7 protein-coding genes are annotated in these 12,610 nt (G+C 71.3%); 5 read left to right on the top strand and 2 right to left on the bottom strand.

The window, feature by feature from the left end:
• Positions 1-248: 248 nt before the first annotated feature.
• The gene (locus DCW30_RS15485) at positions 249-1,739 is read left to right on the top strand and encodes a Gfo/Idh/MocA family protein (protein ID WP_076687419.1); all 1,491 of its coding nucleotides are present in this window, start codon (positions 249-251) and stop codon (positions 1,737-1,739) included.
• Positions 1,740-1,873: 134 nt separating this feature from the next.
• On the opposite strand, the gene DCW30_RS15480 is transcribed toward DCW30_RS15485, so the two are convergent.
• Positions 1,874-3,517 carry a peptide-N4-asparagine amidase gene (locus DCW30_RS15480; RefSeq protein ID WP_076687418.1) on the bottom strand — a complete coding sequence of 548 codons (1,644 nt, stop codon included), beginning with the start codon at positions 3,515-3,517 and terminating at the stop codon, positions 1,874-1,876.
• A gap of 76 nt (positions 3,518-3,593) precedes the next feature.
• Complete coding sequence (locus DCW30_RS15475; RefSeq protein WP_076687417.1) at positions 3,594-4,349, bottom strand: L,D-transpeptidase family protein; 756 nt, start codon at positions 4,347-4,349, stop codon at positions 3,594-3,596.
• A 287-nt stretch (positions 4,350-4,636) separates the two neighbouring features.
• Between DCW30_RS15475 and DCW30_RS15470 the strand changes: the two genes are divergently transcribed.
• From DCW30_RS15470 to DCW30_RS15455, 4 genes are all read left to right on the top strand, one after another.
• Positions 4,637-6,685: an ABC transporter transmembrane domain-containing protein gene (locus DCW30_RS15470; protein WP_079250224.1), complete on the top strand. Its 2,049-nt coding sequence runs from the start codon at positions 4,637-4,639 to the stop codon at positions 6,683-6,685.
• Positions 6,682-8,463 carry an ABC transporter ATP-binding protein gene (locus tag DCW30_RS15465; RefSeq protein ID WP_076687416.1) on the top strand — a complete coding sequence of 594 codons (1,782 nt, stop codon included), beginning with the start codon at positions 6,682-6,684 and terminating at the stop codon, positions 8,461-8,463. Before DCW30_RS15470 ends, DCW30_RS15465 begins: the two co-directional genes overlap by 4 nt.
• Before the next feature lie 297 nt (positions 8,464-8,760).
• A complete protein-coding gene (locus tag DCW30_RS15460) occupies positions 8,761-10,749 on the top strand; it encodes an ABC transporter ATP-binding protein (RefSeq protein WP_129299900.1) in 1,989 nt (662 codons plus the stop codon).
• Positions 10,746-12,581 (top strand): ABC transporter ATP-binding protein, encoded by a 1,836-nt coding sequence (locus DCW30_RS15455; RefSeq protein WP_076687414.1) that lies wholly within the window; start codon positions 10,746-10,748, stop codon positions 12,579-12,581. The genes DCW30_RS15460 and DCW30_RS15455 overlap by 4 nt, the downstream gene beginning before the upstream one ends.
• The last annotated feature ends 29 nt before the right edge of the window (positions 12,582-12,610 follow it).

Genomic DNA, 12,610 nt, shown 5'->3' with positions numbered 1-12,610 from the left:
CCCGGGCAGCCCGGCGCCGAGGGACCGCCATGGGTGAGCGGTGGCCGGTTGTCGCCCGGCCGCTGACGGCTCGCGGCCGCCGGAGCGGTCACGGGTGACCCGCGACCGCCGGCTCCGGAAGTCCATGTAGTCATGGCGGAAGTCCAAGTTCCTGGCCACTTCCGCCCCTTGCGCCCCCGTGGCAGCCCTAACAGGGTGGCTTCCGCCCCAGTGGTAGAGACCAGCCGCCTTTCAGCTACGGAGGTCCGATGCACGACGAGAACGCGACACCGACTCCCGACAGCGCGAACCCCGACGGCCTTGCCGAGGGCATGACGGGTGACGGCCACTCGCGCCGCGCGGTGCTCCGCACGGCGGGCCTCGCCGGGGCGGGGATCGGCATCGGCGCCTTCGCGAGCGGCACGGCGCACGCCGACGCGCCGGGCGCCATGCCGGCCGCCGCGCCGGAGGCCGCTCAAGCCGCCGAGGACACGGCCAAGGCCCCCGTCCGCAAGGGCCGCACGATGATCGGGGTGCCGTTCGAGCGGCGCTCCACGGTCAGGGTCGGCATCATCGGCCTCGGCAACCGCGGCGGCTCCATGATCGACCTGTTCCTCGCGGTCCCGGGCGTACGGGTCGTGGCCCTCTGCGACCCGGTCAAGGACAAGACCGCGGCCGCCGCGAAGAAGGTCACCGCCGCGGGCCAGCCGGCCCCCGCGACGTACACGAAGGGCGAGCACGACTACGAGCACCTGTGCAAGCGCGGGGACATCGACTTCGTGTACGTGGCCACGCCCTGGGACTCCCACTTCGCGATCGCCAAGTCGGCGATGCTGAACGGCAAGCACGTCGGTGTGGAGTGCCCCATCGCCCTGCGCCTCGACGAACTGTGGCAGCTCGTCGACCTGTCGGAGCGGACCCGCAGACACTGCATGCAGCTCGAGAACTGCTGTTACGGCAAGAACGAGATGCGTGTCCTGCGGATGGCCCACGCGGGCAAGTTCGGCGACCTCCTGCACGGCGCGGGCGCGTACAACCACGATCTGCGCGGTCTCATGTTCGACCCCGACTACTACGAGGGCCCATGGCGCCGCCTCTGGCACACCCGGCTCCGCGGCGACCTCTACCCCAACCACGGCTTCGGCCCCGTCGCCAACTACATGGACGTCAACCGCGGTGACCGCGCCACCCACATCTCCAGCTTCGGCACGCCCGCTCTCGGTCTCGCGCAGTACCGCAAGGAGCACATGCCCGCGGGCGACCCCAGCTGGAAGGAGACGTACATCGAGAGCGACCGCACCATCAGCCTCGTACAGACGGCGAAGGGTCGCGTGATCCGCTTGGAACACGATGTCAGCACCCCGCATCCGTACAGCCGCATCAACAGTCTGGGCGGCACGAGGGGCGTCTTCGAGGACTATCCGGAGCGCATCTACATCGAGCCCGACCACACGAACGACGAATGGGGCGACTTCGCCGCGTACGCCGAATTCGACCACTGGCTCTGGAAGGAGCACTCCAACCCGCCGGGCGGCCACGGCGGCATGGACTACATCATGGTCTTCCGGCTGATGCAGACCATGCGGCTCGGCCTCGTGCCGGACTTCGACGTGTACGACGCCGCGACGTGGACGGCGCCCGTACCGCTGAGCCACCTCTCGATCAAGGCCAAGGGCGCTCCGCAGGCGATACCGGACTTCACCCGGGGCCTCTGGAAGAAGGCCCGCCCCGGGATGGACTCAAAGAAGCCGAAGGAGTAGCGGCCGCCGGGCGATTCTCCGGGGCCCTGATGCGGGCCGGGGCCAGCGGCGGACACCCTCCTGCCGCCGCTGGCCCCGGGCCAGCCTGGGGCCACTGCCCACCGCTGCTCCTGGCCTGGCGCTGTCGCCGTCGCTCAGCAGCGGCGCCGGTCGACGGTCAGCGCGCCCTGCTCCGTGGCCAGCGTCCGGTCATAGCAGCCGCCGTCGCCGTACTGCCGGTAGCGCTCGCGCGAGGTGCCCACCGCGTGCCGCTCCTCCCGGGGCGCGGTGGCGGTGTACGTGGCCTCGCCGTCGTAGCGGTCGTCGGTCACCGATCGGCCGGTGCGCCGACCGCCGTGGGTCGTGACGCTCTCGGCGCGGTCACCGAGAGAGATCTCGGTGCGCAACCGGTCGTCGGCGCCCAGTGTCGTGGTGCCGTCCATCGTGTACGTACGATCGGTCCGCACCGCGCGGCCGTTCACGGTGACCGTCTCGCGATCGGACCAGGTGGCCTTGAGCGCGTCCAACGACTCCCCCTCGGCCCACCGGTGTACGGACGTGTTCTTCAGGGCCCGTGTCACGGTCGTCGTGACGCGGCCGTGCGACGTTTTCACGTGGCCGGAGACGGTGAGGCGGTGGCCGCCCTTCGTGTCGAGCCGGTGTGTGCCCTCGGCGGTGGAAGCCGGGGTGTACGCCGTGTCGTTGGCAAGAGGCCCGGCGTCGTGCCTGGTCAGCTCGCCGGTGACGTGCTTGCTCCGCTCGTCCTGCCAGACCAGGACGTTGACCGGGACGCTCCAGCCCGTCTGGGCCTTGGGCACGCCGACGACGGATACCTCGACCTTGTGCGGCCGACCGTCGTTGAGGATCCCGGCGAAGGGGGTCAGGTCGTACTCGATGGGCTTGATGTCGAAGGCGCGGGGCCCCGGAAGCACGTACCAGAGGAAGGGGTTGGACCACCCGCCCGTCCACACCGTCGGGAACGGTGCGGCGATGCCCGCCACCTGCCCGTCCACCTCGACCTGCACCTCACGGTAGGGGCCCTGGTCAGCCTTGCAGGAGTAGGGCGCGGCGTCCGGAACCGTCAGATACCAGTACTCCTCACAGCCCCCACCGGAGCCGGTCGCGTAGACCTCGGCGACGATGCGTTCGCTGTTGCGCGGGGTGGTGAGGGCGGAGTCGTCACCGAGGGGCAGTACGCGATCGGGCGCCGCGCTTCCGGACCCGGTGCCGGGGTTCTTCTCGGGCTCGGCTCCGGTGTTCTTGCCCCGCTCGTAGAACGTCAGTGTCACCTTGACGTCGATGACGCCGGTGTACGTCTCATTGACGACGTTGCCGATCAGCATCTCGACGCTTTGGTTCTGGCGCAGCGTCTCGCTGTAGCGGGTGACGTCCTTCTCCACGGACCAGCTGACGCCGTCGGCGGACGGCTCCGGCGTGGACGTGCGGAAGACCTCTACGCCCCCGATACGCAGGTACCCCAGCCGGTCGTACTGCCTGCCCTTCACCTTGCCGTCCAGGCGCAGCACCACCTTGCCCCAGCGGTCCCCACAGCCGCGCGGCGGCGTGTAGTCGCCCGTGAAGGGCGTGAAGTCCTTGAACTGCGCCTCGGCGACCGTGACGGCACAGGACTTGGTGCGCGGCTTCTCTATCGGGGGCGCGGCGGTGACCGGGTCGTGCCAGTCGGTGCCGAACTCGGGCGGGGCGGGGGGTTTCACGGCCGCCGCGGACGGGCTCGTACCGAGGAGCGTGCCTGCGGCGACGACCACCCCGACGAGCATGGACATGACGCGTCTTCTCATGGGGGTGTTCTATGGGGCAGCGGGCGATCACCGCAATGGGGTGCCCGGCCGGGCGCCACGCATGAGACCGGGGTCCTCACGTCGCGAGGTTGGTCTTGTCCCCCATCACCACGACCGGGTGCTGCTTCGGGTCCAGTGTGCGCAGCAGGTACGCCATGCCCGACTTCGACAGGCTGACGCACCCCGAGGTACCGCTGCCGTGGTCCATGTGCAGCCAGATGCTTCCGCCCTTGGTCTGGCCCTGCGGACGTGTCGGGTCGTTGGGCGGTGTGCCCTTGGCACGGTTGTAGTCGATGGCGATGACGTAGTCGAAGTCGTGCCAGTGCGTCTTGGGCCAGTAGTGAGGCGCCTGCATCGACACGGACTCCGTGTACGGGAGCTTGGCGCCGGGGTCGGCGAGGACACCGCCCGCGTCGGTGAGGGTGAACACGCCGACAGGGCTGCGCTTGTCGTCCTCGCGGTGATCGGTGGTCCAGCCCTTCTTGCCGTTGTGCGCGGGCCAGGTACGCGCCTTCTCCCAAGTGCTGTCCGTCTTGCCGGTCTTCGTGTACAGGACGACGGTCGAATCGGCGGAGTTCACGCCGTCTCCGTAGACCGCGACCACCTGACGTGAGTCCTCGGGGATCTTCGTCTGCAGACGGTCACCGACATCGGGGATCCGCCCGGCTTCGGCCGCGCGCGCCCGGGAGCCGTCCCCATGCTCCGCCCCCTTGGCGTGTCCGGATCGCTGTCCGGCCCCAGAGGCGTCATCGCTTCCGCTCCCGCAGGACGTCAGGAGGACTGCACAGGCCGCCACCGCGACCACCGTTCGCACCGCACCGGCTATACGCATCCGCCCATGGTCGCATTCGGCCCAGGTCACCCCCGCTCAGCCCGGTCCTCCGGGCGAAGAAGGGGCCGATTCTTTACTTCGAGACGGAAAACCGTTTGCTTCGGACCACCGAATGAGGTGAACCTTTCACGGTTTGTTACCGCCGTCCGTTCCGGCTCGTTCCGGTCTCGACTGCGACCCCGGCAGTGATCTCGCGTGCGTACTCGCCCGCGGCATCGGCCGCGTCGTCGCCTTCGACGCCCGCTTCGACGGAGCCGACGGCCACCGCTCACGACTGCTGGGACGACATGCAGATTCGCGATCTTCCCTATCCCGACCCCGGCGTCCCCGATGTCAGGTCGGGCCCGCGCTTCCTGCTGTGGCTTGGCCGGAACCAACTCGGGGGGCAGCTCAGATCCCTCGCCTGGGGCCTGCTGCACTTCGGCTCCATCGCGGGCCTGCCCTACGCCGTCGGCATCGCCGTCGAGGCCGTGCTCGATCGATCCGGCGGGCGGCTCGCGCTCTCGGGCGTGCTGCTCATCCTCCTCGGCCTCGCCATCGCGGCGGGCGACACGATGCTGCACCGCACCGCGGTCACCAACTGGATCACCGCCGCGGCCCGCGTGCAGCAACTGCTCGCCCGCAAGACTGCCCAGCTCGGCTCCGTACTCACCCGGCGCGTGGCCGCCGGTGAAGTCGTGTCCGTATCCACCGGTGACGTCGAGAAGATCGGTTGGTTCGTCGAGGCGCTGTCCCGGTTCGCGGCAGCCGCCTGCACGATCCTGCTGGCCTGCGTCGGCCTCCTCATCTACCAGCCCGCCTTGGGCCTCGTCGTCGCTGTGGGCGTACCGGTGCTCGCCCTCGCCGTGCTCCCCCTGCTGCCGCGCGCCACCCGGCGCGCCGATCTCCAGCGCGAGAAGGCGGGCCGAGCCACGGAACTGGCGTCCGACACCGTCGCGGGGCTACGGGTCCTGCGCGGCATCGGCGGTGAGGACCTCTTCCTCGACCGCTACCGCCGCGCCTCGCAAGAGGTCCGGACGGCCGCGGTCCGCAGCGCCCGGATGTGGGCGGTGATCTCGGCGACGCAGGTCCTGCTGCCGGGGCTGCTGCTGATCGCGCTGGTCTGGCACGGCGTGCACCTCGCCCGCGAGGGCCGCATCACCGTCGCCGAACTGGTCACGGTCTACAGCGCGGTCATGATGCTCAACTATCCGCTGCGCCACTTCGAGGAGATCGCCATGGCGTACTCCTTCTCCCGGCCCAGCGCCAAGCGGGCGGCACGCGTGCTCGCCCTGGAGCGGACGGAACCGGGGGCCGCACCGACGGCCTCCCCCGCGCAGGACCAGCAGGCAGCGGCACCGCCGAAGCAAGGCAAGGCTGCATCGGACTCTCTTGGCGGTGCGACGGCAGTGGCTCCGTCGCAGCGCGTTGACGTGCCGCCGTCCGGCGGCGAGCAACCGCCCTCGCACCGCCGCGAACGTGCCCTGGCAGGCGGTTCCCGGCACCCGGGCGACCTGTTCGACCCGGCGACGGGACTCCTCGCGCCGGCCGGCCGCCTCACCGCCGTGGTCTGCGGCGACCCCGACGAAGCCGGACGGCTCGCCGAGCGGCTCGGCGGCCACCCCACCTTCGAGGACGCGGCGAACCTGCCGTCCGTACGCCTGGGAGATGTCGCGCTGGACGAGATGCCGCTCTTTGACGCCCGCACCCACGTGCTCGTGCAGGACAAGGACCCCGTCCTGCTCTCGGGCACCCTGCAGGCCCTCCTCGACGTGCCGTCATCCGGAACCGTCGCCCCGGCCGAGGCCCTCGCGGCGGCCCAGTGCTCGGACGTTTTGGACGCGCTGGCCCAGGCGTCGGTGAGCGACGATCCGATGGCCGCCCATCTCACGGAACGCGGCCGGTCCCTCTCCGGAGGCCAGCGCCAGCGCCTGGCCCTGGCGCGCTCGCTGGTCACCGATCCCGACACGCTGGTACTCGACGAGCCGACGTCCGCCGTCGACTCGCACACCGAGGCCCGGGTCGCCGACGGCATCCGCCGGCTGCGCTCGGGGCGGACCACCGTGGTGCTCACCTCGTCCCCGCTGCTCCTCGACCGCGCGGAACGTGTCGTGTTCCTCACCGACGGCGCAGTAGCCGCGGTGGGCGCACACCGCGACCTCATGCACAGTGAACCGCGGTACCGCGCGGTCGTGACCCGCGAGACCGACGACGAGCAGACCGCTGTGGCCGAGTCCGGCCCGGCCGGCTTCGACCCCGACTTCGAGGCTGACTTCGAGCCGAAGATCAGCACCGCCACGGCGAGCGCGAACGCGACCGCCAGGACGACCGCCAGCAATCTCGAGGAGACCGCATGATCGGCCTGGCGCCACCGGAGTACGATCCGGCGGCCCCCACCACGGCGGAGACCCTGCCCATCGGCACGCCCACGACGGTACGCACCTACGTCCGCGAGCTGTTCCAGCGCCACCGCACGGCCTTCGTCCTGCTCATCGCGGTGAACACCCTCGCCGTCACCGCCTCGATGGCCGGCCCCTACCTGCTCGGCGACCTCGTGGAGAAGGTCTCGCACGACGCCCGCGACCTCCACCTGGAACGCACCATCGGCCTGTTCGCGCTCGCCCTCGCCGTGCAGTCCTTCTTCGTACGCGAGGTGCGGTTGCGGGGCGCGATGCTCGGTGAGCGGATGCTCGCGGATTTGCGGGAGGACTTCCTCGTACGATCCGTCGGGCTGCCGCCGGGGGTCCTGGAGCGGGCCGGCACGGGTGACCTGCTCTCGCGCATCACCACCGACATCGACCGCCTCGCCAACGCCATGCGTGAGGCCGTGCCGCAACTCGCGATCGGCGTGGTGTGGGTCGTGCTGCTGCTCGGCGGACTCGTCGTGACCGCACCGCCGCTGGCGCCCGCCGTACTCGTCGCCGTGCCGCTCCTGGTGGTCGGCTGTCGCTGGTACTTCAAACGGGCGCCCGCCGCCTACCGTTCGGAGGCCGCCGGATACGCCGCCGTGGCAGCCGCCCTCGCCGAGACCGTCGACGCGGGCCGCACCATCGAGGCCCACCGGCTCGGTGCGCGCCGCATCGAGCTGTCGGAACGCCGCATCAAGGAGTGGACCGCCTGGGAGCGCTACACCCTCTACCTGCGGTCGGTCCTCTTCCCCGTCATCAACTTCACCCACACCGCCGTGCTCTGCTCGACGCTGATGATCGGCGGCGTCTTCGTGCTGCAGGGCTGGATCGGCGTCGGCCAGCTGACCACGGGCGTCCTGATCGCACAGATGCTCGTTGACCCCCTGGGGATCATCCTTCGCTGGTACGACGAACTGCAGGTCGCCCAGGTCTCCCTGGCACGTCTCGTCGGTGTTCGCGACATCGAACCGGACGCCGACGACACCTCCGTCACCCCGCGCGGCCGCCACGTCCGCGCCGACGACGTCCACTTCGGCTACCGCGAGGGCGTCGACGTCCTCCGCGAGGTCTCCCTGGCCGTCGAACCCGGTTCGCGCGTCGCCCTGGTCGGACCGTCGGGCGCGGGCAAGTCGACGCTGGGCAGGCTGCTCGCCGGTATCTACGGACCGCGCACCGGGCAGGTCACCCTGGGCGGCGCGGAGCTGTCGGCCATGCCCGCCGAGGAGGTCCGTGCGCATGTGGCCCTGGTCAACCAAGAGCATCACGTCTTCGTGGGTTCCCTGCGTGACAACCTGCTCCTGGCACGGACCGGTGCGCGGGACGCCGAACTGTGGGCCGCGCTGGGAGCCGTCGACGCCGCCGACTGGGCCCGCGGCCTCGACGAGGGGCTGGACACCGAGGTCGGCTCCGGCGGCTTCGCACTGACTCCCGCCCAGGCCCAGCAGATCGCGTTGGCCCGGCTCGTCCTCGCCGACCCCCACACACTGGTCCTCGACGAGGCGACGTCGCTCCTCGACCCGCGCGCGGCGCGGCACCTGGAGCGTTCGCTCGCCCGCGTCCTGGACGGCCGCACCGTCGTGGCGATCGCCCACCGCCTGCACACCGCCCACGACGCTGATGTCATCGCCGTGGTCGAGAACGGCCGCATCAGCGAACTCGGCAGCCACGACCAACTGGTCGCCGCGGGCGGCGCGTACTCCGCCCTGTGGCGGTCCTGGCACGGTTAGGCGCGGCGGCTCGGTCGGGGGATTCCGCACGGTCGGAGGTGACGGCACGGATACGGGTGCGGGCCGTGGTCTCGCCACCGCGCGACGCCGCCGCGGCCTCGGTCCGGCACCAGTTGGTCCCGCTTTCCGCGCGGATCGGCTGGGGCCGGGCCGTTTCGTGCCGGGCCGCTTCGCGTCAGGTCGGGGCCGCTTCGTGCCGGGCTTCGTGTCGGACCGCTTCGCATCAGGCCGGGGCCGCCGCTTGTCGTGAGGTGAGCCGCCTGTTCCCCTGTGGCCAGGGGTAGTTAGGGTACGTGGATGGCCACTGCATCGACCACGGGCCCCGGCGTCCCGGACCGACGCGGGCCCGCCCGCTACCTCTGGTGGCTGGTCGTCAGCCAGCCCAAGCGGGTCGCTCTCGGCGCTGTGCTCGGCAGCGCGTGGATGGTCGGTCTGACGCTTCCCCCGTACGTCCTTTCGCGTGCCATCGATGACGGGCTGCGCCCCGGCGACGAGGGCGCACTGATCGGTTGGACCGCCGCCCTCTTCATCGTCGGCATCCTCGACGCCTGGCTCGGAATCATGCGGCACCGCACGATGACCCGCATCCGGTTGGACGCCTACTTCCGGACCGTGCGTGTCGTGATGGACCACGCCACCCGACTCGGCGCGGCCCTCCCCCGGCGTGTCTCGGCGGGCGAGGTCGTCACCATCGGCCACTCCGACGTGGGCGTCATCGGCTCGACCCTCACCGTCACCGGGCCCGGGGTGGGCGCGGTGATCGCCTACGCCGTCGTCGCCGCCCTGCTCCTGTCGTTCTCCGTACTGCTGGCCATCGTGGTCCTGCTCGGAGTGCCTCTGCTGGCGCTGTTCGTCGGGCCGTTCCTCAGCAGACTTCAGGGGGCGGAGACCGCGTACCGGGAACGGCAGGGCGCACTGGCCGGCGTGCTCGGCGACCTGGCCGCCGGGCTGCGGGTCCTCAACGGTCTGGGCGGCAAGCAGGTCTTCGCGGCCCGCTACCGTGCGGGGTCTCGAGAGCTGAGGGACGAGGGCCACCGGGTCGGCTCGTCCATGAGCTGGATCCAGGCCTTCGGGATCGGCCTGCCCAGCGTGTTCCTGGCCGCCGTGACCTGGCTCGCCGCCCGCATGGCGGCCCAGGGCGCCATCACCGTGGGCGAACTGGTCGCCGTCTACGGTTACGTCGCCGTCCTCGTGGTCCCGGTGTCGTCCTTCCTCGAGAGCGGCTACGACATCAGCCGTGGTCTGGTCTCGGCCCGCCGGGTCGTGGACTTCCTGAACCTCGCGCCGGAGACGTGGTCGGCGGTGCCCACGAGCGGCGGGAAGAGCGGGACCGTGGCGCTCGGCGCGTCGGGCGAAGCCCCCGGTGTCGGCGAACACGCCCTCGGCGTCCGCGAGGCCACGGTCGGCGCTCCCGAGGCGCCGGCCGTCCTCCACGACCACCTCTCGGGAGTGAAGGTGGAACCCGGCATCCTCACCGCGCTCGCGAGTACTCGTACGTCGGAGGCCACGGAGGTCGTCGATCGCCTCGGCCGATTCACCCTTGGCTCGGTCACCTGGGGAGCGGTCCGCCTGGACGCCGTCCCCCTGGAGCAGGTCCGCGCGCGCATTCTCGTCGCCGACAATGAAGCCGCCTTGTTCGCCGGGACGCTGCGCGCGGCGCTCTCCGGTCGTCTGGCCCCGGACGAGGACGCCCTCACCCATGCAGTCGAAGCGGCTGCGGCCCGTGACATCGTGCTCGGCCTCCCGGACGGCTTCGATGCCCGTCTCGACGCCCACGGTCACAACCTCTCCGGCGGTCAACGGCAACGCGTCCGCCTGGCCCGGGCCCTGCTGGCCGACCCCGAGGTGCTGCTGGCGGTCGAACCCACATCGGCCGTCGACGCCCACACCGAGGCCAAGATGGCTGCCGGTCTCCGCGCAGCCCGTGCCGAGCGCACGACGCTCGTCACCACCACCTCTCCCCTCGTCCTCGACCAGGCAGACGTCGTCTACCACCTGGTCGACGGCCGCGTCTCCGCTGTGGGCAGCCACGCCGGCCTCTTGGCGCGCCATCCCGACTACCGCCGCCTTGTGTCGCGCGACACCGAAGAGGCCACGACGGCCGGGGCCACGGACGTCACGGAGGCCACGGAGATGAGGGGGAGCACCGGCACGGACATGCACCCGACGACGGACGTTGCCGAGAAGGAGGCCGCAACGGCGGCTGATGCGGAGCAAGGCCGACCAGACGACCGCGAGAACTCCCGCCCCTGCTCCCCCGAGCCGACTCACGGGACCCTCCGATGACGCCGCCCCGCAGCGGCAACGCGCCCGAAGCCGCCGTCAACCATCTGCCCGTCGCCGACCCCCGCCAGGTCCACCGCGCCGCCCTGCGGTTGATCCGGCAGGACGCCGGGGCCTTCGCCGCCATGCTCTTCCTCAACGCGCTGGCCGCGGCTGCGGGCCTCGTCGGCCCGTGGCTCCTGGGGCGCATCGTGAACACGGTGAAGGACGGTGGGAGCGTCGCCGCCGTGGATCGCCTCGCCCTCGGCATCCTCATCGGCGCCGTCGCCCAGCTCCTCCTGGCGCGCCACGCCCGCTACCTCGGCCATCGCTTCGGCGAGCGCACCCTCGCCCGCATCCGCGAACAGTTCGTCGACCGCGCGCTCGCCCTGCCCTCCTCGGTCGTCGAGCGCGCCGGCGCGGGTGACCTGACGGCACGCGGTACGTCCGACATCGCGACCACCGGTCAGACGCTGCGGGACACCGGACCCGATGTCTTCGTCGCGGCCGTGCAGGCACTCTTCATCATCGGTGCGGTGCTTCTGCTCGATCCGCTGCTCGGTGTCTGCGGGATGCTCGGCCTCACGGGAATCTGGTTCGCCACCCGCTGGTACCTGCGGCGTGCGCGCTCCGCCTACCTCGCCCAGGGTGAAGCGCACTCCGCGCTGGCCGAGGTGCTCGCCGCCACCGCGTCCGGAGCCCGCACCATCGAAGCCTTCGGCCTGCGGGAGCGGCGCATCGCCGACAGCGAGAGGGAGATCGAGCGCTGCGTCGCCGCTCATGAGCGCACTCTGTACCTGCGGAGCGTCCTCTTCCCCGCCGTCGACATCTCGTACGTGATCCCGGTCGTCGGCATGCTGCTGATCGGCGGTGCCCTGCACGCCCACGGCACGGTGAGCCTCGGCGCGGTCGTCGCCTCGGCGCTCTACCTCCGCCAGCTCTCGCAGCCGCTGGACACGATTCTGCAACGCGTCGAGGAGTTGCAGAGCAGTGGTGCTTCCTTCGCCAGGGTAGAGGGTCTGGCCGCCACCCCTGTGGAACCGACGTCTCCCAGCACCCTCGCTCCCGAGAACGACCGCATCGACGCCGAGGGCGTGCGGTTCTCCTACACCGGAGGCCCCGACGTCCTCCGAGGCGTCGACCTGTCCGTCCGTCCCGGCGAACGTCTCGCCGTCGTCGGCCCTTCCGGCGCCGGAAAGACCACTCTGAGCCGGCTCCTGGCAGGCATCGACACACCTGCCCAGGGTTCGGTGTCCGTCGGTGGGGTCCCGATCGCGGCTCTGCCCTCCGACCGGCTGCGCCGTCAGGTCGTCCTCGTCACTCAGGAGCACCATGTGTTCCATGGCACTGTCCGGGACAATCTGCTGATCGCGTCGGAGTCCGCCACGGACGCCGAGCTGCACGCCGCTCTCACCGCGGTCGGCGCCGAGTGGACCACGGACCTGCCGGACGGCCTCGACACCGAGCTCGGCTCCGGCAGCCATCAGCTGGATGGCGCGCAGGCCCAGCAGCTCGCTTTGGCCCGTGTCGTGCTCGCCGACCCGCACACGGTGATACTCGACGAGGCCACGGCGCTCCTGGACCCGGCCAGTGCCCGGCACACGGAGCGGGCTCTGGCGGCCGTCCTGAGCGGCCGAACCGTCATCGCCATCGCTCACCGCCTGCAGACCGCTCACGACGCGGACCGCGTCGCGGTGATGGAGAACGGCCGCGTCACGGAGCTCGGCAGCCACGACGACCTCGTGAGGGCCGGCGGAGCGTACGCCGCCCTCTGGCACTCCTGGCACGGCGACCAACCCGTCGCCTCCGAGGCCCAGCCGCCTCCCGGCGAGGGTGAGAGCCAGCCCGGCGGCTGACCCTCGGTTCGGCCGGCCGCCGTGGCGGC

The sequence above is a fragment of the Streptomyces alfalfae genome (assembly GCF_004127445.1).
Classification (GTDB): Bacteria; Actinomycetota; Actinomycetes; order Streptomycetales; family Streptomycetaceae; genus Streptomyces; species Streptomyces alfalfae.
Note: the sequence above shows the minus strand (reverse complement) of the source record. Positions and strands in the feature narration are given on the sequence as shown.

Coding starts and splice junctions, on each gene's coding strand:
- DCW30_RS15485 (WP_076687419.1), top strand. CDS start 249: ATGCACGACGAGAACGCGACACCGACTCCCGACAGCGCGAACCCCGAC.
- DCW30_RS15480 (WP_076687418.1), bottom strand. CDS start 3,517: ATGAGAAGACGCGTCATGTCCATGCTCGTCGGGGTGGTCGTCGCCGCA.
- DCW30_RS15475 (WP_076687417.1), bottom strand. CDS start 4,349: ATGCGTATAGCCGGTGCGGTGCGAACGGTGGTCGCGGTGGCGGCCTGT.
- DCW30_RS15470 (WP_079250224.1), top strand. CDS start 4,637: ATGCAGATTCGCGATCTTCCCTATCCCGACCCCGGCGTCCCCGATGTC.
- DCW30_RS15465 (WP_076687416.1), top strand. CDS start 6,682: ATGATCGGCCTGGCGCCACCGGAGTACGATCCGGCGGCCCCCACCACG.
- DCW30_RS15460 (WP_129299900.1), top strand. CDS start 8,761: ATGGCCACTGCATCGACCACGGGCCCCGGCGTCCCGGACCGACGCGGG.
- DCW30_RS15455 (WP_076687414.1), top strand. CDS start 10,746: ATGACGCCGCCCCGCAGCGGCAACGCGCCCGAAGCCGCCGTCAACCAT.